The sequence below is a fragment of the Rhizobium acaciae genome (assembly GCF_025941625.1).
Classification (GTDB): Bacteria; Pseudomonadota; Alphaproteobacteria; order Rhizobiales; family Rhizobiaceae; genus Rhizobium; species Rhizobium acaciae.
The window spans coordinates 148,908-172,078 of record NZ_JAPCZO010000015.1; the positions used below are offsets into that span (position 1 = coordinate 148,908).

At 60.6% G+C, this 23,171-nt stretch carries 19 protein-coding genes; 9 read left to right on the forward strand and 10 right to left on the reverse strand.

All coding sequences use genetic code 11. The annotated features are described in order from the left end of the window. Positions 1-25 precede the first annotated feature (25 nt). From OLZ32_RS23785 to OLZ32_RS23805, 5 genes are all read right to left on the reverse strand, one after another. Entirely contained in the window at positions 26-1,003 is a 978-nt protein-coding gene (locus OLZ32_RS23785; RefSeq protein WP_003538682.1) for an ABC transporter ATP-binding protein, read from the reverse strand. Between the two features lie 4 nt (positions 1,004-1,007). After that, positions 1,008-1,835, reverse strand: coding sequence for a carbohydrate ABC transporter permease (locus OLZ32_RS23790; protein WP_264423116.1), 828 nt, complete (start codon positions 1,833-1,835; stop codon positions 1,008-1,010). After that, the gene (locus OLZ32_RS23795; protein WP_264423118.1) at positions 1,832-2,710 is read right to left on the reverse strand and encodes a carbohydrate ABC transporter permease; all 879 of its coding nucleotides are present in this window, start codon (positions 2,708-2,710) and stop codon (positions 1,832-1,834) included. The genes OLZ32_RS23790 and OLZ32_RS23795 overlap by 4 nt, the downstream gene beginning before the upstream one ends. Positions 2,711-2,878: 168 nt before the next feature. Beyond that, positions 2,879-4,162 carry an ABC transporter substrate-binding protein gene (locus OLZ32_RS23800; RefSeq protein WP_264423120.1) on the reverse strand — a complete coding sequence of 428 codons (1,284 nt, stop codon included), beginning with the start codon at positions 4,160-4,162 and terminating at the stop codon, positions 2,879-2,881. Positions 4,163-4,199: 37 nt separating this feature from the next. Then, entirely contained in the window at positions 4,200-6,521 is a 2,322-nt protein-coding gene (locus OLZ32_RS23805; protein ID WP_264423123.1) for an alpha-L-rhamnosidase, read from the reverse strand. Positions 6,522-6,661: 140 nt separating this feature from the next. On the opposite strand from OLZ32_RS23805, the gene OLZ32_RS23810 reads away from it, so the two are divergent. After that, complete coding sequence (locus OLZ32_RS23810) at positions 6,662-7,720, forward strand: LacI family DNA-binding transcriptional regulator (RefSeq protein WP_003538673.1); 1,059 nt, start codon at positions 6,662-6,664, stop codon at positions 7,718-7,720. 42 nt (positions 7,721-7,762) lie between these two features. Here OLZ32_RS23810 and OLZ32_RS23815 read toward each other — a convergent pair whose 3' ends face one another. Further along, positions 7,763-8,779 (reverse strand): LacI family DNA-binding transcriptional regulator, encoded by a 1,017-nt coding sequence (locus OLZ32_RS23815; protein WP_264423125.1) that lies wholly within the window; start codon positions 8,777-8,779, stop codon positions 7,763-7,765. A 179-nt stretch (positions 8,780-8,958) separates the two neighbouring features. On the opposite strand from OLZ32_RS23815, the gene OLZ32_RS23820 reads away from it, so the two are divergent. The 5 genes from OLZ32_RS23820 (at position 8,959) to OLZ32_RS23840 (ending at position 15,165) form a co-directional block, all read left to right on the forward strand. After that, positions 8,959-10,206: an ABC transporter substrate-binding protein gene (locus tag OLZ32_RS23820; protein WP_164569942.1), complete on the forward strand. Its 1,248-nt coding sequence runs from the start codon at positions 8,959-8,961 to the stop codon at positions 10,204-10,206. Positions 10,207-10,291: 85 nt separating this feature from the next. Next, on the forward strand, positions 10,292-11,215 hold the full coding sequence (locus OLZ32_RS23825) for a carbohydrate ABC transporter permease (RefSeq protein ID WP_264397957.1): 924 nt from the start codon (positions 10,292-10,294) through the stop codon (positions 11,213-11,215). After that, complete coding sequence (locus OLZ32_RS23830) at positions 11,215-12,084, forward strand: carbohydrate ABC transporter permease (RefSeq protein WP_132612564.1); 870 nt, start codon at positions 11,215-11,217, stop codon at positions 12,082-12,084. The genes OLZ32_RS23825 and OLZ32_RS23830 overlap by 1 nt, the downstream gene beginning before the upstream one ends. A 27-nt stretch (positions 12,085-12,111) precedes the next feature. Continuing rightward, positions 12,112-14,055, forward strand: a complete 1,944-nt coding sequence (locus tag OLZ32_RS23835; protein ID WP_264397961.1) for a glycoside hydrolase family 127 protein — start codon at positions 12,112-12,114, stop codon at positions 14,053-14,055. A 9-nt stretch (positions 14,056-14,064) separates the two neighbouring features. Then, on the forward strand, positions 14,065-15,165 hold the full coding sequence (locus tag OLZ32_RS23840; protein WP_264397963.1) for an ABC transporter ATP-binding protein: 1,101 nt from the start codon (positions 14,065-14,067) through the stop codon (positions 15,163-15,165). Positions 15,166-15,214: 49 nt separating this feature from the next. Here the strand turns inward: OLZ32_RS23840 and OLZ32_RS23845 are convergent, their stop codons facing one another. Beyond that, positions 15,215-16,126: a dihydrodipicolinate synthase family protein gene (locus OLZ32_RS23845; protein WP_003538660.1), complete on the reverse strand. Its 912-nt coding sequence runs from the start codon at positions 16,124-16,126 to the stop codon at positions 15,215-15,217. A gap of 150 nt (positions 16,127-16,276) precedes the next feature. On the opposite strand from OLZ32_RS23845, the gene OLZ32_RS23850 reads away from it, so the two are divergent. Then, positions 16,277-16,981, forward strand: a complete 705-nt coding sequence (locus tag OLZ32_RS23850) for a GntR family transcriptional regulator (protein ID WP_003538658.1) — start codon at positions 16,277-16,279, stop codon at positions 16,979-16,981. 29 nt (positions 16,982-17,010) lie between these two features. Here OLZ32_RS23850 and OLZ32_RS23855 read toward each other — a convergent pair whose 3' ends face one another. Then, entirely contained in the window at positions 17,011-18,309 is a 1,299-nt protein-coding gene (locus OLZ32_RS23855) for an alpha/beta hydrolase (RefSeq protein WP_264397966.1), read from the reverse strand. Positions 18,310-18,430: 121 nt separating this feature from the next. On the opposite strand from OLZ32_RS23855, the gene OLZ32_RS23860 reads away from it, so the two are divergent. Then, complete coding sequence (locus OLZ32_RS23860) at positions 18,431-19,573, forward strand: M24 family metallopeptidase (protein WP_264423127.1); 1,143 nt, start codon at positions 18,431-18,433, stop codon at positions 19,571-19,573. Between the two features lie 308 nt (positions 19,574-19,881). Beyond that, positions 19,882-20,622 carry a DUF4231 domain-containing protein gene (locus OLZ32_RS23865; protein WP_264397970.1) on the forward strand — a complete coding sequence of 247 codons (741 nt, stop codon included), beginning with the start codon at positions 19,882-19,884 and terminating at the stop codon, positions 20,620-20,622. 103 nt (positions 20,623-20,725) lie between these two features. Here the strand turns inward: OLZ32_RS23865 and OLZ32_RS23870 are convergent, their stop codons facing one another. Then, positions 20,726-22,063, reverse strand: coding sequence for an alpha-L-fucosidase (locus OLZ32_RS23870; protein WP_264423129.1), 1,338 nt, complete (start codon positions 22,061-22,063; stop codon positions 20,726-20,728). A gap of 90 nt (positions 22,064-22,153) precedes the next feature. Next, a complete protein-coding gene (locus OLZ32_RS23875; RefSeq protein ID WP_003538646.1) occupies positions 22,154-23,161 on the reverse strand; it encodes a LacI family DNA-binding transcriptional regulator in 1,008 nt (335 codons plus the stop codon). Positions 23,162-23,171: the final 10 nt, after the last annotated feature.

A 23,171-nucleotide genomic window follows, 5' to 3' on the forward strand; every position in this document is an offset into this window, starting at 1 on the left:
GCGGGAAGAGCGGCGTGCATTAGCCTCAGAACCGATGTTCCGCTCCTTCGACCGGATTTGCCCAGACCGTCATTCCAGGCGCAAACGGCGTCTCGCCTTCGGCGCGCACGACCATCTCGCCGAGCCCGGGGATGTCGAGGTAGAGGATTGCGTCGGCGCCAAGCCGCTCGAGATGCCGGATCCTGCCCTGCCATTGCCCGGCACCTTCCGAAAGCCTGATATGCTCAGGGCGGATGCCGTAGGTCGTGCAGTTCATTCGCCGCGCTATCTCGCCGCCATAGAGGTTCATCTTCGGGCTGCCGATGAAGCCGGCGACGAATGGTGTCGCGGGATTGCGGTAGAGTTCCATCGGACTGCCGATCTGTTCGACCGCGCCGCCATTCAGGACGACGATCTTGTCTGCCATCGTCATCGCTTCGACCTGGTCGTGGGTGACATAGACCATCGTCGACTTCAGGCGGGCATGGAGGTCTGATATCTCGAGGCGCATCTGGGCTCTGAGCGAAGCATCGAGATTGGAGAGCGGCTCGTCGAACAGGAAGACTTTGGGGTCGCGAACGATCGCCCGGCCGATGGCGACGCGCTGCCTCTGGCCGCCGGAGAGTGCTTTCGGTTTTCTCTGCAAGAGATGGGTGAGCTGCAATGTTTCGGCGGCCGCCGCCACCTTGGCGGCGATCTCAGCCTTCGGGCGGCGGGCGAGCGAAAGCCCGAAGGCGATATTCTCCGCCACGGTCATGTGGGGGTAGAGCGCGTAGCTCTGGAATACCATGGCAATGCCGCGCTCGGAGGGTTCGGCATAGGTCACATCCTTGCCGCCGATGGTCAGCGCGCCTGACGTCGTTTCCTCCAGACCGGCGATGATCCGCAGCAACGTCGACTTTCCGCATCCAGATGGGCCGACGAAAACCACGAACTCGCCGGAGGCGACCTCCAGATCGATCCCCTTGATGACTTCGAGGGCGCCAAAGCTCTTGCGAACCTGTTTGAGAGTGAGCTCAGCCATTCTGCTACCCTTTGACTGCGCCTGATGTCATGCCCGCGACGATCTGACGGTTGAAGAAGATGAAGACGATCAGCGGTGGGATCGTCACGAGGAGGATGTTCATGAAGAGGAGATTGTACTGGCTCGTATACATGCTCTGGAAGTTATAGAGCGTCAGCTGCACGGTCACGTTCTCCTTGCCGGGAAGGTAGTAGAGCGGGTTGGTGAAATCGTTGAAGATCGCGATCGACTGCACGACGATGTTGGTAACGGTCACCGGTTTCAGCAGCGGCAGGATCACTCTGAAGAAAATCTGCCGGGGCTTGGCGCCATCGATCAGCGCCGCCTCGTCGAGGTCGCGTGGTATGGTTGAAATGAATGACCGGTAGAGCAATGTAGAGAACGAGAGATTATAGGCGACCTGGATCAGGATCATCCCGGTCATGGTCTTGAAGAGACCGATCTCCTGTAAGAGGCCGATGGTGGGCACGACGGCTGGGGGCATCATCAGGCCCATGAAAAGGGCAATGGAGGCCACCCTGTTCCAGACGGTCTTGCGGCGCTGCATCACATAGCCGACCATCGCCGACAGCAGGATCAGGATCGTGACGGAGACGACGGTGATCAGCGTGGAGTTGAAATAGGCGAGCACGAGCTGGTAGTCGCGCGCCTTGAAGACGGCGACCAGATTATCCCAGAACAGCCACTGCTCAGGCAATATGAAATCGAGGCGGGACGCTTCGGATTTCGATTTGACCGCCTGCAGGGCGACGAAAATGAAGGGCATGACGAAGATGACGGCCGCCACCGCAAGGGCTATCGCGCCGGTCACGTAAGGGCGGGTGCTTCTCATTCCTCGACCTCGCGCCGATTGAACCAAAGGGTGAGTGGCAGGATGATCACTGCAATCAGCGCAAACAGGATGACGTTTCCAGCGGTCGACAGACCGTAGAAGCCCGCCTGGTACTGTTTGTAGATGACAGAGGCGATCACATCCGAGGAGAAACCGGGTCCGCCGCGGGTCATCGCCCATATCAGATCGAAGGAACGAAGCCCGCCGATCAGCGACAAGGTCACCACGGTGATGGTGGCGGGACGCACGAGCGGCAGGGTGATGCGGAAAAATTGCTGGAGACGCGTGGCCCCGTCAATTCTCGCCGCCTCGTAATAATCGGGGCTGATCGCAGCAAGGCCGGCGATGAAGATCAGGGTGGCGAGGCCGACCCCCTTCCAGAGATCGACGAGAGCCACGGAAAAAAGCGCCAGTGCCGGATTGGTCAGCCATCCAGGTCCTGGAATGCCGAGTGTTTCGAGCGTGACATTGATGATGCCCCTGGTCGGATGCATCATCACCGTGAAGGTGATGCCGATGCCGATCGTCGAGACCAGGACGGGAAAGAAGACCAGGGTGCGCAGGAAGCCGCGGGCGAAAATATTGCTGGTCAGCAGCACGGCGAGCAGCAACCCGCAGACCGTCTTCAGGCCGGATGTCGTCACGGCATAGATCAGCGTGTTGACCAGTCCCTTGACCAGGAAGGGTTCGGAAAAAAACTGCTGAAAGTTTTCGAGCCCGATGAATTCGGCGGTCGAAAGATCCCAGCGTGTCAGGCTGAACCAGAGAGAGGATACGGTGGGAACCAGAAACAGCGCGCCGTAGATGATTGCGGCCGGAATGAAAAACCACAGCGGGTAGGGCGATTTGCGCGAGTGGGGGCGTGCCTCTGTCATGACGACCTCTTCGATCGGGTGGAGCCTCGCCCCTTTAGGAGCGAGGTTAACCGCTGCATAATTCCCTAAATCGGAATCGATTTTGGGATAAAATTATGCAGCAATTCAAAGAGTTACAGCGTCCTTTGCGCGTCTGGAAGACGCGCGGCGCTGTATCCCGATAGACCGCTACCAGTTGGGCAGGCCGAGTTGCTTGGCCTGTTTGCGCACATCGTCGTCATAGAGTTTTGCCGCGTCGGCAGGCTGGCGAATACCGGAGCCGACTTCGACGGTGATCTGCTCGAGAGCCGGCCCCTTGACCGGCGAAACAAATTCCAGCGCCGGGGTCGTCTTGTCCTTGGCCTCGAAATAGGGAAGCATGTCCTTCACCGCAGGCGGTACGTCGGCCGGCAGACCGCAGCCGTCGATCAAGGGAGGCCCTTGCACGGTGTTGGTTTCCACCATGATCTTGCAGCCTTCGACGCTTCCTGCGAAATCCACGAATTTCTTCGCTTCCTCTGCATGCTGACTGGTAAGGGGAATGTAGAGGGCGGGCGGCATCCAGACCGTCAGGCCATTCGTCGCCGCGTCGTCGCTCGGCTGCGCGAAGAAACCGACATCTGCGAGGTTCTCGGGATAGTTCTGCTTGAGCGCGCCGATTGCGAAGCTCAGCATCGGATAATGCGCTGCTTCGCCGGTTGCCACCATTCTCAAGCCATCGTCGTAGCTTGCCGCGCCGAAATCTTCGTTCATCAGGCCAGCGTCGTGAACGTCCTTCAGCCGTTCGAAGCCTTTCATGGCCGCAGGCGTCTCTGCGTATTTCGCCTTGTTGGCAGTGTAGTCGGCGGCAAAGTTCGGCACGGCGACATGGAGGTTGTAATAGTCCGCCAGAACGAACAGCTGCGAGGTCCAGGTATCGCGATAGGTCTGCGCCACGGCGACCTTGCCTGATGCCTTGACCTTTGCGTTGTTGGCCATGAAGTCTGCCCATGTCTTCGGGACTGACAGGCCGAGGTCCTGGTAGATTTTCCTGTTGTAGAGGATGCCGCCCGCCATCGCCGTGCCGAAGGGAACGCCGTAGAGCTTGCCGTCGGCGCGGACGACCGACTTGAAGCCTTCGTCCACCTTCGCCTGCGACGCAAGACCGCTCAGATCGACAAGCGTCTGCGCGGGTTTCAGCGCCTGGAGCAGCGAGCCGGAATTATAGAGAAACACGTCGGACATCTCGCCCGTCGCCAGGCGCGTCTTGATGATGTTGTCACCCTCGCCACCTCCTGCCCGCGGCTCGATTTCGATCGTCACGTCAGGCGCCTTTGCCTGATAGGCGGCAACCAGTGCCTCGGCCGCCGCGACGGTATCCGGGTTATTGTCGATCAGGAATGACAGCGTGGTTTCTGCATGCGACGGACCGGCCGCGACCAGCGCCAAAAGCGCGGACACGCCCGCAAGAATGAGCTTTATCCGATGTGTCATGACGTTCCTCCTCTGAACGGTGTGACGTGTATGCTCCTCAAGAATTGGGTAGGGAAAAGACCAGTCGGTGCGTTCCCGGGGCAAGAACGGCTTCCTCGACGACGGGCTCTCCATTGAGCGACGGGTTTTGATGCCGTTTTCCTGGTCGGAAGCGGCCGATGCAGCCTTCCGGAAGTGTCAATACATAGGTGACTTTGTTGCCGTCGCACTGCCAGCCGGCCTCGATGCGTCCCTGGCTGATATCATGATAGGCCGAAACCGGCGAAAGGGACGGAATCGGCGCGGGATCGACGATCACCTCGGCAAATCCCGGTGCGCTCGGGTTCGGCGAAATTCCGGCGACGCTTTCGAACAGCCATTGGCAGACAGCACCATAGGCATAGTGGTTGTAGCTGTTCATGTCGGGTTCGTAGATGGTCCCGTCGGGCGCCATGGAATCCCACCGCTCCCAGATCGTCGTCGCCCCTTTTGATACCTGGTAGAGCCAGCCCGGCACATCCTCCTGCAGGAAGACCTTTTCGGCCAGATCGTCCATGCCGAGCTTCGTCAGCGCCGGCAGCAGGGCGGGCGTGCCGATGAAGCCGGTGCCGATCTTGTAGTCGGCATCGATGATCACCTGCCGGAAATGCTGCTGTGCGGCTTGCGTGTGCTCCGCCGGTATCAGCTCGTGGAGGAAGGCGAGCGCATAGGACGTCTGGTCATTATGCGCGAGCCGTCCCGCCGGTGTGATGAACTCGTTGGTGAATGCCCGCCGGATCTCGTTTGCACGCTGTTTCATCCTCTCTTCAAGCGCATGCTCACCAAGAGTGGCTGCGATCCTTGCCAGAAGGTCGGTCGAGATGAAGTGGTAGAGCGTGGCCGCGCAATCGTCGGCAATCGTCGGACGAGGCTTTCGATTGTCGCCGACCGGCTGCAGCCAGTCGCCGAAGGTGAAGCCGCGGTCGCCCCAACGCGACGGCGGACGCACGAGCGGGCCATCCGAGATCGACCAGACGAAATCGACCCAGCGCACCATCGAATCCAGGCACTCCGACAGGACGGCCCGTTCGCCGTAATGGGTATAGAGTACCCAGGGAATGACGACGATCGCATCGCCCCAGCCGGTCGAGCCGGCATAGCCCGGGAAATTGGCTGGATGCAAGCGCGTCGGATCCGGCGAAAAATGCGAGACGGCGCCATCCTCGCGCTGATCGGCCATCACATCGCGCAGATATTTTCTCAGGAAGGATTGGCTGTCGCTCAGCCAGCATGCGGTTGCGGCAAAGACCTGGGCGTCGCCCGTCCAGCCCAGGCGTTCGTCGCGCTGCGGGCAATCGGTCGGCACCTCGACGAAATTGGCGCGCTGCGACCAGATGGTATTTTCGACGAGGCGATTGACCAATGCATTGCCCGAGGTGAAACCGCCGGCAGGCTCGGGCACCGATGAGATCGGGATGGACGCGATTGCGAGGATCTTCGCATCGCCCTTGATCGTCACCCTGGCATAGCGGAAGCCGTGGAAGGTGAAATGCGGCGCGTAGGTCTCGTCGCCGTCTCCCCGCAACGTGTAGATGGTGTGCGCTGCGGCCGTGCGATAGTTGCGATTGTCGAAATGACGGTCGGGACCGAGAACTTCCGAATGCTCCACCCGGACTTCGGCGCCGGCAGTGCCCCGGACCGTATATCTGATGTAGCCGCCGGCATTCTGGCCGAAATCATAGATCGTCCTGCCCTCATCGTCGGTCCAGTTTTCGACTGCGGCGAGTGGCCGCAATTCGCGCACCGCAGCCGTTTCATGCGCGACGAGCAGTTCTCTGTCGAAGGGCAATCTCTCGGTGCCGTGGGTCTCCAAGTAGTTTTCCTGGCGGGCATCGTAGACTTCACCGAAATAGATCCCCGACTTCAGGATCGGCAGAACACCGCTTCGCCATGTGGTGTCGGTGGAAAGAACGGTGCCATCAGCTCCGATCAGATCCGCAATGGCGCCGATCCTGTCGCCCCAGCAATTCGGGATCGCCTGGGCGCCCCACATCAAAGGTGATCGGTACCATCCGTCGGCAAGCCAGATCTCGATGCGGTTGAGGCCCGGCTTGAGCAGGTTCGAGATGTCGTATCGCTGATAGGCAAGGCGATCGTCGTAGTTCGTCCAACCTGGGGTCAACAGGTCGCTACCGACGCGAACGCCGTTGATGAAGCAGCGGTAGAGGCCAAGTGCGGAGATAAAGAGCTCGACGGGAAGCTTGGCGCCATCATGTTCGAAGGTCTTGGAGACGAAGCTTGCGGCTGTTCCTTGACCGCCATCCGATAGTGGCGCGATCATATCCCCGGACCAGACGCGCGAAACGAGGTTGCCGCTGATGGCTGCCGGCTGAAAGTTCATCAAGTCCTCCCGACGAGTTGTAGAACGTTCTCCATATAACGTTCTACATTTTCTTCCGAAGCGCAATAGAATTTTCGTTGTCAGTCTGCCATGGTGGTTCTGCGGGCGATGTTGACGATCCGCAGCAAGCCAGAGATTTCATGTCAATCGAAGAAAAACAAAAGCCGCAACGAAACGATCGCGTGACGATCCGGACCGTGGCAACTCACGCAGGCGTATCGGTCGCAGCGGTTTCCAAGGTGATGCGAAATGCCTATGGCGTCAGTGATGCGCTGCGCGCAAGGGTGACTGATGCCATCGAGGCACTCGCCTATCGCCCCTCGCGGGCAGCTAGAGGGCTGCGTGGCCGGAGTTTCACCATCGGCGTGCTCCTGATCGATATCCGCAATCCCTTCCTTCCGGAGGTGATTGCCGGCGTGAATGAGGTGCTTGGGCCTTCGCACTACCAGGCGATGATCGGCGTCAGCGATGCGCGCGTGCAGCTGGAGACGTCGTTGATCGAATCGATGATCGACTACAAGATGGACGGCCTGATCCTCGTTGCGCCGCGTTTGCCCTCGGAGATCCTCGCAAAGTTCGCCGTCCAGATACCGATCGTCGCGGTCGGTTACCACGATGCCAGCGCTACGGCCTTCGACACCGTCAATGCCGACGATCAGCGCGGGGCGGAGATCGCGGTGGAAGCGCTTCTTGCCTGCGGTTATCGCGACATCGAAATGCTGAGCCTTGGCGAGCGCCAGGGGCACGCGGTCTCCGTCGTCCGCCAGCGTGAGATTGGGTTTCGCAGGGCGATGCAGCGTGGCGGGCTCGGCTCCTCGCCAGCGATCAGCAAAATTCCGATTGCTTCGCCAAAGCGGGAAGAGGTGATGCGAAAGTTCCTATCGAGGAAGGACAGGCCGCGCGCCGTGTTCTGCTGGAGCGATCTCGACGCGATCACCCTTCTGAGTCTGGCTATGGAGATGGGGGTGCGCGTGCCAGAAGATCTCGCCGTCATCGGATACGACAATTCGTCGACCGCGGCACTCGGCCTCGTCAATCTCGCAAGCATCGATCAGTCGGGCAGGGAGCTCGGTCAGGTCGCAACCCGGGCCCTCATTTCGAGAATAGAAGGCCGCACCGCTTCCGAGCATATTTTCCAGATGCCGTCGCTGGTCAGCCGCAACAGCCTGACCCGTTTCGGCAATTCCACGGACAGATAATAGCGACGACGGCCGGCTTGCCTGTGTTGCTTGCCGTCGTTTTCAGTCGGATTGAAGGGGGCTGCCGCAAGACTGCCGCACGACCAGGCGACACGGCAATCTGGTGATGCCGGCAGGGACCGGTTCACCCTTGGAGAGGCTAAGGATTGCCAGGCCGGCGCGATGGCCCAGTTCCTTCAACTCCATGTCGATGGTGGTCAGCGGCGGGCGCGTTTGCCGTGCGACGACTTCCCAATTGTCGAACCCGACCACGGCGACATCCGTGGGAATCTCCACATTGAGGTCGCGAAGCGCGTCGATGGCGCCGCGGGCGATCTCGTCACTGCCGCAGAAGATGGCGTCGGGCTTCAGGCCGGGCCGGGCAAAGACCGTCTGGACGGCTTCGTGACCCCATTCCTCCGACCACTCGCCGAACATCGCTTCGGCACCGTCGCCGCAGGCGTCGTGATAGGATTGGGCGCGGATGCGAGCGGCCAGGTAATCCCGCGGGCCGGTGATGTGCAGGATCCGCGACCGGCCCAGTTCCTTGAGATGGTCGACGGCGAGGCGTGCGCCCTGTTCGTCGTCGGGAAAGAAGGTGACGCTGTCGGTCGGCCCCTCGGCAAAGACGTAGACGACGGGTATCGGCAAGCGGGACAGCTGGACCGGCGGCTCGAGGTCGAGGCGGGTCGCGGTGAATATGATGCCGTCGACCTGCCTGTCGAGTAGCGCCTCCAGGTGCAGCTGGGCGAGCCTCGGATCGTTGTTCGTCGCGCAGAGGAAGACGGACACGCCGTGATCGACGAGCACTTCCGACACCCCGGCCGCCATCGGCAGCGTCAGTCTGCCATAGGTGTCGTTGGTCAGCATTCCGATCGCATGGCTTCGCTTACTTAGCAACCCACGGGCGAGTGCATTGGGCCGAAACCCGATCTCTTCTGCCACGCGCCGGACCCGTTCGCGCGTCTCCGCATTCGTCCGGCCGGTGCCGTTCAGCGCGTTCGACGCCGTCGAAATGCTGACGCCCGCAGCCTTCGCCACGTCGTAGATCGTCCGTCTCCGGTCACCGGTATTCTTCAAGCCACGCCTCGTCTTCAGTTCATGCTAAAAGCTTTTAGCAGAAAAAATCGTGCTGTTAAAAGGTTTTATCAATCGCACGCTAGATTTATGCACACAGACTGTCGACACCGAAAAAATTCTGATCTAACGTCCATTTCGTCCGAAGGCCTGAGGCCTGAACGAGAAAAAGGGGAACAAGCATGCTTCGACTGAAAACAACGATCACTGCTCTTGCGCTGCTGGCAAGCTCTTCTCTCGCCAGCGCCGAAGAAATCACCCTATGGGTGCGCACGTCCTCCGGCGCCGTCCTTCAGGGACTGGCCGACAAATACAACGCATCGCACTCCGACAAGGTCAACGTTACCCAGATCACGGCAGAGCAGATGGTGCCGAAGCTGGGTGCAGCGATTGCCGGCAGCGCGGCTCCTGACGGCGCCGTGCTCGACCTGATCTATCTCCCGACCTTTGCCGCGGCGGATGGTCTCGAGGATATCTCCGACTTCGTGAAGGGCCTGCCCTATTCCTCGGCGATGAGCCCGTCCCACATCCGTCTCGCCACCTATGACGGCAAGATCTACGGCGTGCCGGCCCTGCCGGATGCCTCGATCATCGCTTATAACACCGATCTCTTCACCAAGGCCGGCCTCGACCCCAACAAGGCGCCGGCATCGATGGAGGAGATTGCCACCGACGCCAAAAAGATCGCCGCGCTCGGCAACGAGACCTACGGCTTCTATTTCGTGGCGAATTCGGGAAGCTGGTTGATCTACGACTTCCTGCCGCATCTCTGGGCCGCCAATGCCGATGTGCTGAGCGATGACGGCCGCAGCGCCACGGTCGATACGCCGGCGCTACGTGAGACCATCGCTGCCTATCGCGATATGTGGAAGGCCGGTGCGATTCATCCGACCTCGCGTTCCGGCAACGGCAACAACGCCGTTGAAGCCTTCGCCTCGGGCAAGGTCGGCATCCTGATGACCGGTTCCTACATCGTCAATCTGCTGACCAGCAAATATCCCGACGTGAAGTTCGCCGTTGCGCCGATCCCAGGGCCGAAGGGTGGTGCATCGAGCTTTGCCGGCGGCGACACGCTGTCCCTCATCAAGGGCATCAGCGAAGAGAAGAAGAAAGTCGCGCTCGATTTCGTCAATTTCTACATGCAGCCCGAGCAGCAGGTCTATATCACCCAGGAATCGGGGATGCCGTCGCGCACCGACCTCGCCGCGGAAGCCTATGCGAAATTCGACCCGCGCAATCTCGTTGCCTACGATATCCTCGCCAAGGCGCGCACGCCCTACACTTTTTCGTCCGATGAACTCTTCGTCAGCCGCACCGGTCCCTTCCTCAATCTGATCCAGGGCACGATCTTCGGCGACGACGTCGACGGAACGATCGCCAAGACACAGGCCGACTTCACCCGCATCCTCGAACGCACCAATCCGAACTGAGTCCGACCGCGGCTTCGGCAGGGTATCCACGGATGCCCTGCCGTTCCCTTCACATCTCGAAATTCAAACGGAAGGAGGAGTTGCGGTGATATCCTCGACACTTCGCAACCGGAGGCGCGCAGTCGCAACCGGAGAGCCCGAGCCGAAGGGATGGCTTGGTCTTGCCTTCATCCTGCCGGGCTTGCTGTTCATCGTCGTGCTCTTCCTCGTGCCGCTTGTCATGACGGTTTGGATGAGCTTCTACAACTGGCCACTTCTCGGCCGGACGAAGTTCATTGGCCTTTCCAACTATGCCGAACTGATCAGCGACACCCAGCTCTGGCATTCCCTGGGTTTCACGCTGCTCTACACCGTGCTCGTCACGGCTGCGATCTTCCTGGTGGCCTTTCCTTTGGCGCTGCTCGTCGACCGGCCGCTGCGGATCGCCGGCTTGTTCCGCACGATCTATTTCATGCCTGTCGTCATCGGCTTCGGGGCGGCCTCGACATTGTGGATGTGGCTGCTCAATCCCGATAGCGGCGTCTTTGCGCAGCTGCTGCGCGGAGCGGGCATCATCGACAGCGCGCCGAGGCCGCTCGAAAGTTTCTGGCCAGCACTCGGCGTCGTCATCCTGATGGTCGTCTGGAAAACAGCGGGCTTCACGATGATCATCCTCCTGACCGGCCTTCAGAGCATATCGAACGACGTTATTGAAGCCGCCAGGATCGACGGCGCCAGCGTCTGGAGCCGGTTTCGCCGGATCACGCTGCCTTTGATGAGGAACTCGGTGGTGCTGGCGCTGGTCCTCAACGTCACCTCATCGATGCTGGCCTTCGACCAATTCTTCATCATCACCCAGGGCGGTCCTGAGAACAGCACGATCTCGGCGGTGTTCTCGATCTATCTCGCGTCGTTCTCATCCTACCGTCTCGGTTACGGCTCGGCGATCTCCTTTGCCCTGCTCGTCGTGCTGGTGGCGATCAGCGCGATCCAGTTCGTCCTGCTGCGCCAGCGGCCGGAGGAGGGTTGATGGAACGGCTCAACCACAATCTCGCAGCGAAGCCGGCGAGCGAGCGGCTCGGTTATCTCGCTTTCGTTCTGACGGCATGCGTCTTTGCCGTCTTCTTCGTGATGCCGATCGTCTGGTCCTTCGCCAATTCCTTCAAGCCCGCTGCCGCAGCACTTGCCGATCCGGCGGCGCTCTTCTCGAAGGCATTCTCGCTCGAGAACTACCGCCGCCTCGAGCATGTCGGCGCCGGCTGGTACGTCTATGCCGGCAATTCGGTGCTGATTGCCGCCGGAACGGTGGTCTTGACGGTGCTCGTCTCGGTGCCGGCGGGATACGGATTTTCGAAATTCCGCTTTCCCGGCCAGTCGCTGCTCTTCGTGCTGATCATGGCAACGATGATGATCCCATTCCAGTCGATCCTGACGCCGCTTTTCCTGATTCTGAAAGTCTTCCGGCTGCAGAACAATCTTTTCGGCCTAGTGCTGATCTACGTGACCTTCCAGCTTCCTTTTTCCGTTTTCATGATGCGCAACGCCTTCGACGCAGTGCCGAAGGCGCTGATCGAGGCGGCGCGGATAGATGGCGCGTCGCAGGCGACGATCCTGCGCCGGATCATGCTGCCGATCGCGCTCCCCGGTGTCGCCACAGTCGCAATGTTTGCCTTCCTGAATTCATGGAACGAGTTCCTCGCCGCCCTCATCTTTCTGTCCGACCAGAACAAGTTCACGCTGCCGATCATGCTGGTCAACGTTTCCTCGGGCATCTATGGCATTATCGACTGGGGCGCGCTGCAGGCCGGCATCGCCGTGACCATGGTCCCCTGCATCCTGCTTTTCCTTCTCTTGCAACGATATTACGTGCGCGGCCTGACGGCCGGCGCCGTGAAGTAACAGCGCTCGTCCCGCTCAGGAGTCCTCATGACCAGTTCACCTCGCTTTCAACCGGCACGCGCTGCGGGACGGCAGCGATACAGACCTGCCGACCATTCCGGTGTCGTATTCGATGGCGGTTTCTGGCAGAGCTGGACGGAGACGATCCGCAACGTCACCATCCCGACGCAGCACAAGCGGCTGGAGGAGGAGGGCTTCCTCGAGGTGCTCGACTTCGACAAGCCGCCAGGGCCGCTGGTGCGCCCGATCCAGCCGAGTGGACTGTCGATGCAGCATTTCTTCGATTCCGATTTTGGCAAATGGATCGAGGCTGCAAGTTATACGCTGAAGGCCCATCCCGATGCCGCGCTTGAGGCGAAGATCGACGCCATCGTCGAGAAGCTCGAAAAAGGGCAGATGGCAGATGGTTACCTCAACAGCTGGTTCATTCGCCGCGAGCCGGACAGGCGCTGGACCAACCTGCGCGACCTGCACGAGATGTATTCGATGGGCCACTTGCTGGAAGGGGCGGTCGCCTACCGCGAGGCGACGGGAAAGCGTCGCTTCCTCGACGTGATGATCCGCGCCGTCGACCATATCATCGCCACCTTCGGTGCGGAGCCCGGAAAGCTCAGAGGTTACGATGCCCATGAGGAAATCGAGCTGGCGCTGGTCAAGCTCTATCGCGTGACGCGCGATCCGCGGCATCTGAAGCTTGCGACCTATTTCGTCGACGAACGTGGCCGGATGCCCTCATATTACGATGAAGAGGCCCGCAAGCGCGGCGAGAGCCCTGATGATTACGTCTACAAGACATATGCCTATAGCCAGGCCCATATGCCGGTGCGCGACCAGCACCAGGTCGTCGGCCATGCGGTCCGCGCCATGTACCTGTTTTCTGCGATGGCGGATCTCTCCCATGAAAACGACGATCCGACATTGAAGGAGGCCTGCGATCGGCTTTTCGACAATCTGGTCGGCCGCCAGCTCTACGTGACAGGCGGCCTTGGCCCATCGGCATCCAATGAAGGGTTCACCCGGGAATTCGACCTGCCGAACGAGACGGCCTATGCGGAGACATGCGCAGCCGTCGCGCTCGGCTTCTGGAGCCATCGTATGGCGCAGGTCGATCTCGACAGCAAGTTCACCGACAGACTGGAAACGGTGCTCTACAACGGCGCGCTTTCCGGGATCTCGCGCGACGGCGAGCATTACTTTTATGAGAACGTCCTTGAAAGCCACGGGCAGCACCGCCGGTGGAAATGGCATTACTGCCCCTGCTGCCCGACCAACATTGCCCGTTTCATCACGTCGCTCGGCCAATATTTCTATTCGACTGATGATCATCAGCTCGCCGTCCATCTCTACGGCACCAACTCCGCCGAGCTGACAGTCGGCAACAGCTTCGTGCGTCTGATCCAGGAGACGTTATATCCCTGGGATGGCGACATCGGCCTGCGGTTCGCCCTCGAGCGGCCAAGCCGGTTTCAGCTTCGTCTTCGCATCCCCGGGTGGTGCAGGCAGGCGCAGATCTCGGTCAACGGCGTTGCCGTCGATCTCGATCAATGCGTGACGAAGGGTTATGCCGCAATATCAAGGGAATGGCGCAATGGTGACGAGGTCCGCATCGGCTTCTCGATGCCGGTCGAGCGCATCTACGCACATCCTGCCGTTTCCGAAGACGGCGGACGCGTCGCGCTGCGGCGCGGGCCTGTCGTCTATTGCATCGAGGAGACGGACCTCGGCAGCGAGCCGCAGCGGCTCCGCCTGCCGGCATCTGAGGAAATTTCTGCCCGTTACGATGCCGCGCTTCTCGGCGGAGCGACCGTGCTCGAAGGCACCGCGCTCGAAGCCGATATAGCCGATTGGCAAAATGCGCTCTATCGCACCGCGCCTCCCTCGCTGAAGGAGCGGCCCTTCACGGCGATCCCCTATCACCTCTGGGCCAATCGCGAGCCCGGAGCGATGGCGATCTGGTTGCAGGAGGTCTAGGAGAAAACCATGGCACGGCTGGAACTCAAGAGCATCGTCAAATCCTATGGCATCTACGAGGCCGTGCGCGGCATCAGCCTTGACATCGAAGACAATGAATTCGTCGTTTTCGTAGGCCCGTCGGGATGCGGAAAATCGACGACATTGCGTATGATTGCGGGTCTCGAACACATTACCGGCGGTGAGATCGTCATCGGCGACCAGGTCGTCAACCGGCTCGGCCCGGGTAAACGCGATGTCGCCATGGTCTTTCAGAACTACGCGCTCTATCCGCACATGACGGTGCGGGAGAATATTTCGTTCTGCCTGGAGCAGCAGAAGCTCGCCAAGAGCGAGATCGACGCGCGTATCCTCAGGGCGGCGGAAACCCTGCATATCAGCGAGCTGCTCGGCCGGCGCCCGGGCCAGCTTTCGGGCGGCCAGCGTCAGCGCGTCGCGATGGGGCGCGCGATCGTGCGGAACCCGAAAGTCTTTCTCTTCGACGAGCCGTTGTCCAATCTCGATGCCAAGCTTCGCGTGCAGATGCGCACGGAGATCAAGCGGCTGCACCAGCTGTTGCCGACGACGACCGTCTACGTCACGCATGACCAGGTCGAGGCGATGACCATGGCGGATCGTGTCGTGGTGATGAATGGCGGCATCATCGAACAGGCGGGACCGCCGCAAGCACTCTATCATCGGCCGGTCAGCCAGTTCGTCGCCGGCTTCATCGGCTCACCGTCGATGAACTTCCTGTCCGCGACGCTGCTATCAGGAGAGAAGGGCCTCGTCGTCAAACTGACTGACGGCAGCGAGCTTGCCGTGCCGGAGGCGCGCGCAGGCGACTATGCCAGCCATGCCGGTAAATCAGTCGTGTTCGGGATCAGGCCGGAATCGATCACCGAGCGCCAGGCCCGTCCTGGTTATGCCGACATCGAAGCGAAGATCGATCTTGTGGAACCACTCGGGCCGGAGACCATGGTTTATTTCGGCATCGGCGAGGCAAGCCTTTGCGCCTGCATCGATCCCGAGAGCGGGCCCAGGCCGATGTCGACGATGCCGCTCTCGTTCAACATGAACCGGATGCATCTGTTCGATCCGGCGACCGGCCGGTCGCTGGCGCTTGCCTGAACCGCAAACACGGAAAGGCCGGCAACCGCGGGGTCGCCGGCCTCGTTGATCAGGCAGCCTGGCGGATCTTCGAAGGACGCGTGGCAGCGGCCTTCTCGACCATGGCGGTGACTTCGGCGCGGCGGGCGCCCGAAAGCGGCAGGCGCGGCATGCGAACGCGCTCGGAGCCGCGGCCCATGATCTGCTCGGCAAGCTTGATCGACTGCACGAGATCGTGTTCGGCATCGAGGTGCAGAAGCGGCATGAACCAGCGATAGATCTTGCGGGCCTCTTCCCAGTCGCCGCGTTCGGCGGCGGCAACGAGCTGCACGGATTCCTCCGGGAAGGCGCTGGTCAAGCCCGAGACCCAGCCCTTGGCGCCGAGCATCAGGCCTTCAAGCGCGACGTCGTCGAGACCGGCGAAGATATCGAAACGATCGCCGAATTCATTGATGAGATCGGTGAAGCGGCGCGGATCCGGCGCACTTTCCTTGACCGCCTTGATATTAGGCACGTCGGCAAGCACCTTCAGCACATCGGCGCCGATATTGACGCGGTAGGCCGGCGGGTTGTTGTACAGCATGATCGGCAGCGAGGTCGCTTCGGCGACGGTGCGGAAATGCGCGATCAGCTCTTCGGGTTTCGGCACATAAACCATGGCCGGCAGCAGCATCAGGCCGTCAGCGCCGAGCTTTTCGGCGTCGCGAGCATAGGCGACGGCACGGCGCGTGTCGAATTCGGACACGCCCGTCACCACGGGAACGCGGCCGTTGACGACCTCGACGGCAGCTTTCAAGATCGTGCGCTTCTCCTCGGGGTCCAGCGAATTGTTCTCGCCGCATGTGCCCATGACGATCAGCCCGTTGACGCCATCGTTTACAAGCGCGTCCTGGACGCGCTGGGTCGAGGGCAAATCAACGGAAAGATCATCGTTGAACTGTGTCGTTACGGCGGGAAATACGCCCTTCCATCCTGTGGTCATTGATCGAGCCTCGTTGAAACTGGTTGCCTTATATACAAACTGTCGACAAGATTCAATGATGTGAGCTTACAAATTTGAGGCCGCGAAGACCGACATTTGCGAGAATCGGCCGAAACGAAATACAAGGCTCTAACGAACGAGGGCGGACGAATGCGGAACGACGCGGAAAATGTGCGGGTGCGCGGCTCTGGCACGCAGAGCGTCTATGTGACGCTCAGGCAGGAAATCCTGTCGATGGCGCTGGAACCCGGCAGTCCGCTCGATGAGGTGCGGCTGTCGGAGCGTTTCCGGATGTCGCGGACTCCCATTCGCGAGGCGCTGTTGCGGCTCGCCGCCGACGGGCTCGTCACGACGCTGCCGAACAGGAACACGATCGTTGCGACGATCGATTTCGCAAGCCTGCCCACCTATTTCGAAGCGCTGACGCTGATGTACCGGGTGACGACCCGCGGCGCGGCGCAACGGCGAAACGGCGAGATTATGAAGACCGTCCGCCGGCATCAGAAGGACTTCGCCGAAGCCGTTGCCGGGCGCGATGCCTATGCGATGATCGAAGCGAACCGCGAATTTCACGTCGCGATCGCCGAACTTGCCGGCAATTCCTATTACACGGCCTTCTTCGCCAGGCTGCTCGATGAGGGCCGGCGTATCCTGCGCCTTTACTACTCGACATTCGACGACCGTCTGCCGCGGCAGTATGTCGATGAACACGAGGAGATGATCGCCGCAATCGAAGCCGGCGACGTCGAACGGGCCGACCAATTGGCGATCGCCCATGCCGCCCAGATCGTCCGCCAGATCCAGGAATATATTGCCCGCGACCTCGACCGGCCGGTGGCAATCAGAATGTCCTGACGCGACGAGAGCAATGAACCGTTCGAGCCTCAGGAGGCGAGGGGGCCGCCCTGCTCCCTGACCAAGGTTATCAGCCTGCGCAGGACAGCCGCCGATTGGCGAACACCGTCATGCTCGAATTCATTGGTCACCCATGCCTGCACATTGGCGACGTGGCGGGCTGTTTCGAGCGAAAGCCCGGCATCGACATACATATCGTCATGATAGATGACCGCAGTCACCGGCACCTCGTTTGCCGCGAGACGTGCCGGATCATAGAGCGGCACGTAGCGCTCATGCGTGGCCAACGCCCCGACACCCGCCCTGAAGGCCCTGAGCGAGCGAATTTCCTCGAACATCCAGGGATACATCATCTCCCCCGTCAACAGCAGCGGCCGCCGGTCGCCGGCAAAGGCCGGATGCTCGGCGCGGATGCGTTCGGCCGCCCAGGCAGTCGGCGCCCGGGCCTGGCCATAGATGCTTTCCTGCAAAACGGCAAAGAGCGGATTGTCGTCATAGGAGGTCAGCGACATCACCGACGCGAGGAAACAATCGGAGAGACGGTCTTCATTGGGACCGGAGAAAGCCTCGTCGACCAGCCAATGGATGTTCTCGTAACCCGGCGCCATGCCGAAATCGATGCCGATCGTCTGAAAGCGGCGAACGGAGAGGCGATCGCCGTCGGGCAACCGCACCTCGTTGGCCTCGATATAGTCGGCGATCCGGCCGATGCGTTCGGCATCCCTGGGGTAGCGGCGGTAATAGGCGGCGTTCTTTTCGGCGACGCGCGGGTAGGTGCGCCGATAGACATCATCGGCCGTCGCCCCGAGGCCGGCAAGGCCGCCGGTGACATAACAGGCGGAAAGTCCCTCCGGCGCCTTCGAGAGATAGGTAAGTGTCAGGAAGCCGCCATAGCTCTGGCCAAGCGTCTGCCAGCGCCCGCCGCCGAAGACGGTTTTCCTCAGATGTTCGCAATCGGCAACGATGCTGTCGGCACGAAAGAGGGTGAGATAGTCGGCTGCGGCCCTGCCGTCCGCGAAACGCTCCATCGTCGCACTTTCGATCCGGCTGCTGCGCCCGGTGCCGCGCTGGTCGATCAGGATAACGCGGTGCGTCTTCAGGGCTTCGGCAAGCCATGGCGGTCCGCCGTTGCTCAGCCGCGGCGATTTCCCGCCAGGACCGCCTTGAAGGAAAGCCAGCAACGGCAGTGTTTCGCGGCGGCGGGCTGGATCGCACACTTCGCGTGCGAAAATCCGGATCGTCTCCCCCTCCGGATTCGACCAATCCAGGGGAGCGTCGACCATATGATCGCGTATCAGCATGCCCGGTATAGTGTATTCGACCGCCATCGCTATCTCCTCATTTTCATGTCGACATATTGCCTACAGCGCCATTAGTGTCGGTTCAAGATCCTGGCTGCAAGGCGAGGGCTTCACCGATCTGGAAGCTGAGGAAAAGCAGGAAAACAACATGTCGTGGCAGCATACGGTACCCCGCATAACTGAGGATGAACGGCAGAACCGCCTCGCCAGGCTTCGCAAAACGATCGAAGCCGAAGGATTGGCTGGCGTGCTTCTTGGGCCGACTGAAAGCCTGCACTACTTCACGGGGCTGGTCTGGCATCCGAGCGAGAGGTTCCTCGGCGCGCTCGTCACGCCCGCGACCATTTCCTACATCGTTCCAGGGTTCGAGCGCAGCCGTGTCGAAACGCTGCCGCATCTGCCGGGGGAAATCCTGGTCTGGGAAGAGGAGGAGAGCAGCGCCGCTCTCATCGCCCGCCTTGTTGCCCAGGGCGGCAGACTTGCTCTCGACGATGGTTTGCCGCTTTTCTTCTATCATGCATTGGCAGCGCAGATGGGCGCGGCGAGGCTTGCCGATGGCGGGCGGCTGATCCGCGACCTGCGTTGCATCAAATCGGCCGCGGAGATTGCCCTCATTCAGTATGCGATGGACCTGACGCTTGACGTCCACAGGCAAGTGCATGGGCTCTTAAAGCCGGGCATCAAATCATCCGAGGTGGTCGATTTCATCGACCGGCAGCATCGCCAGGCCGGCGCCGATGTCGGCTCGACATTCTGCATCGTCTCCTTCGGTGCGGCGACCTCGCTTCCGCATGGCGCCGACGGCGATCAAGTCCTTGGTCGCGACGACGTCATTCTCGTCGATACCGGCTGCCGGATCGATGGTTATCATTCCGATATCACCAGGACCTATATGCTGGAGGGCGGCAACAGCGACTTCGAGCGCGCCTGGTGGATCGAACACGAGGCGCAACAGGCCGTCTTCGACGCAGCCCGGATCGGCGCCGCCTGCTCGAGCCTCGACGATGCGGCCCGCAAGGTGCTTGCCAAACACTCCCTCGGCCCCGACTATCGCCTGCCAGGTTTGCCGCATCGCGCCGGTCATGGCCTCGGACTCGAGATCCACGAGGAACCCTACATCGTTCGCGGCAACGACGCGCCGCTTGCCGCCGGCATGTGTTTTTCCAACGAACCGATGATCGTCTTCCCCGGGAAATTCGGGGTCCGGCTGGAAGACCATATCTACATGACCGCCGAGGGACCATGCTGGCTGACCAATCCGGCAGCGGGGCCGACCGAGCCATTCTCCTGAGCAGGCCCCATCTCCTGCCCGCTCAGGCAGCGCCGGTTTTCAAGTGGCTGTCAGGCGGCTGACGATCGCTCACGCGGCGCAGATCTTCCGACAGAACCAGGACTGTATTGCCCTCGATCTCGGCCGGCCGCTGGCGATCAGCGTAGCCTGAAGCGACCGGATTGAAGAGGTGGAGGCTGCCCTGGCCCGCACATTGGCAAGGGGTACCGGAAATTCGATCCGCAAAGTATTACTTCGCAAACGTTACTTGCTTTCTGGCGTGGTAAAAGGTTGACTATGGTTAACCCTATAGTTTCGAGGATAGGATGATGGATTTGTTCAGAAGGGAGGGGGATGACCACGCTCAACTGAAGAAAATGACACTGAACGGCAGATATAGAAATATAGCGGCGATGCTTTCGATAGCAGTGGTTGCCCTGTCTATATTCTTGATATCGATTGGCGCTTTAATTGAGTTTTTTCAACCTGCGTTTTTGTCAAACGTCATTCTCGATGACGTCCCTTTACACTACGTCGCCTGGTTCATGATTACCTTCGGGATCACGATCGCCGTCATCAACGTGATTTTGGCGGCAAGACGGGAGATCGAGCAAGAGACCGCCGAAAGCATGCTTCCATCGGACGCAGCCGAGATCAAAAGGCAGGCTTTGCGTGACCTTCGAACACATCGAAACGGCTATGCGCGCTCCTCCAAGGTCAATCAATATCTCTGGAATTTTCTCACATTGGCGATCATCGTTTTGAGCGGTCTCTCATCGTTGTTTTCCGCCTATGGCCCGGTTGTCCCCAATTGGCTGCCAATGACCGCTTCCGCGCTCGTGGCGCTTTTCGGCGTGATAATGGTTCAATTTCGCGTCAGGGATGTCTGGCAATTGAGAGAGCAGGGAAGGATTGAAGCGGAGGTGCTCGTCGCCGATGCTCACCTCATCGAGACAACAGACAATCTTGCAACGCTCAAACAGGTAGCCGCCCTCAGAAAGCGCGCCCATGCACTCGAGATGAAACAACTCAACCAGCTCTTCGTGGAAACCACCGAAGCCAATCCGTAAGGCACTGTCGGCATCCTGGCGGGGCCGATGGAGCCGTTTATCTGAGCGGGCAGCCCCGCCCGCTCAGGCAATCTATCTCAGGTGCGCAATCATCCGCCGCCCTTTAATCCTGAATGCCGGAGGTGCTCCCCGCCTTGAGCTTAACTTCGATGACCGGGACCACGATCTGAGGTCGGCGCACCGGCAGGACGAATGTCATTTGATCATCACCGACGGGGAACTGGGTGTTCGCCCACAAGGTATTGGCAGACGGGCGCAGCCAGGTGACCTCGCTGCCATCATGCAGGAATTGCGCATATTCGACTTTCCCGGCCAGCGCATCGAAATGCAGATGGCGATAGGGCCAGTTGAAGAGGTGGATATAGAGGCGATCGCCATTCTGGGTCAGGCGGCAGTCGGCCGGCGCGGTGAAGTCGGACTGGGTGCAGCCGACGATGCTGCGCTCGTGCAGTGCCATCCACTCCTCATAAGCGGCAAGGGCTGCAATCGCGCGGTGGTCGAGCGTGCCGCGCGCCGTCGGCCCGACATTCATCAGCAGATTACCGCCCATGGCAACGGTGCCGACCAGCATCTGCACCAGTTGCTCCGTGCTTTTCCAGGTATCCTCGTCGCGGTGATAGCCCCAGGAGCCGCTCAGCGTGTGGCACGCTTCCCAGACGACGCGCCTGCCATCGCGCAGCGGCCGGGCGCGCGGCATATATTGCTCCGGCGTGACGATATCGGGCTGCAGGCCGGCGAGATCGAGCCGATTGTTGATGATGATGTCGGGGGCAAGCTCGCGCACCAGGCGCACGAGTTTCTCGCTTTCCCAATCCTGATGGCCCTTTCCGACCAATTCTCCGAGCTTCCACTGCGGATAGCTGAAATCGAACCACATGATGTCGATCTGGCCGAAGTCGGTCAGCAACTCGCGGACCTGCTCACGCATGAAGGCGGCGTAACGCTGCATGTCCCGGCCTTCATTGATTTTCAGCGCATCGGCATGATTGCGCTGCGGGTGGCGCGGATCGACGGTGAAGTCGGGATGATGCCAGTCGATCAGCGAATAGTAGAACCCGATCCTCAGGCCCTCCGCACGGAAGGCGTCGACGAATGGACCGAGCAGATCTCGCCCATAAGGCGTGTTGGTCACCTTGAAGTCGGTCGCCTTGGTATCCCAGAGGCAGAAGCCTTCATGGTGCTTGGTCGTCAGCACCACATATTTCATGCCCGCAGCTTTCGCGCGTCTCGCCCATTCGCGAGGGTCGTAGAGATCGGGATCGAAATGATCGAAATATTTCTGGTAGTCGGTGTCGTTCAGTTCTTCACGGCTCTTGACCCATTCATGGCGTGCCGGCAACGCGTAAAGCCCCCAGTGCACGAACATGCCGAAGCGGTCGTGAACGAACCAGGCCTTCTTCTCCTCAGGCAGGGCCAGTGACCGCAGATTGTTGATGTCCATCGGAAATTCCTCCTGTTCCAAACTTTAAGAATTGGAGCATGATGTCGTTCGAAAACCGCTCACACTTTTCGGCATCATGCTCCGGGGCGTTCAGGTCGTTTCGCGGACGATAAGCTCGGGCACGATGACGATACCGTGCTGGCGATTTCTGGTGGCGATGCGGCTGAGCAGCAAACGCACGGCTTCCTCCCCCATTTCGCGTTTTTGCACCCGCAAGGTGGTGAGCGCCGGGGACAGCAGTTCGGCAGTCGGAATATCGTCGAAACCGATCAGGGCGATTTGCCCGGGGATTGAAACGCCGGCGGCCCGGCAGGCCTTCATGGCACCGATCGCATTGAGGTCGTTGTAGCAGACAAGGGCATCGATGCCGGGCGTCTCCGCCAGCAATTGCGCGGCCGCCGTTTGCCCGCCGGCCGCGGTCGGATCGCAGTAAACGATGCCTTGCGCCTTGAGCCCGTGGGCCGCCAGCGTCTTGCGAAAGCCGACAAGACGGCTCTTGCCGCCAAACGAACTGCGCGGCCCAGCGATGATCGCTATCCTGCGGCGCCCGCGCTCGACCAGATGGTCGATGGCACGCGACGCTCCCGTCTCGTAGTCGGTGACAATCGTCCCGGCGACCTCGTTGGGCGCCTCGCGATTGATGAGCACCACGGCGCGGTGGGGCGCAAGCGCCTTGTGCAGGGCGGCGTCGGGCAGCCGCGGGCTGCAGACGATGATCCCGTCGACCCGATGCCGCAGCAGCGTTTCGATGAGTTCTTCCTCCCGCTTGCTGTTTTCAACGACATTGGACAGAAGCAGGTTGTAGCCGGCAGCGCTCGCGGCATCCTCGGCTCCCCTGATGACTTCGGGAAAGAACGGATTGGTGATGTCGGGAACGAGAAGGCCGATGGCCTTCGATCGATCGGACCGCAATCCGCGCGCAAAGGGATTGGGCCGGTAATTGAGTTCGCTCGCCGCTAAAATAATGCGCTGACTGGTCTCCGCGCTGGCTCCGCCCCGATCATTGAGCACGCGCGATACCGTCATCGGCGACACCCCTGCGGCGCGGGCGACATCGGCAATGGTTATTTTGGATTCTGGCTCTTTGGGGCGGCTCAATTGGGTCGTT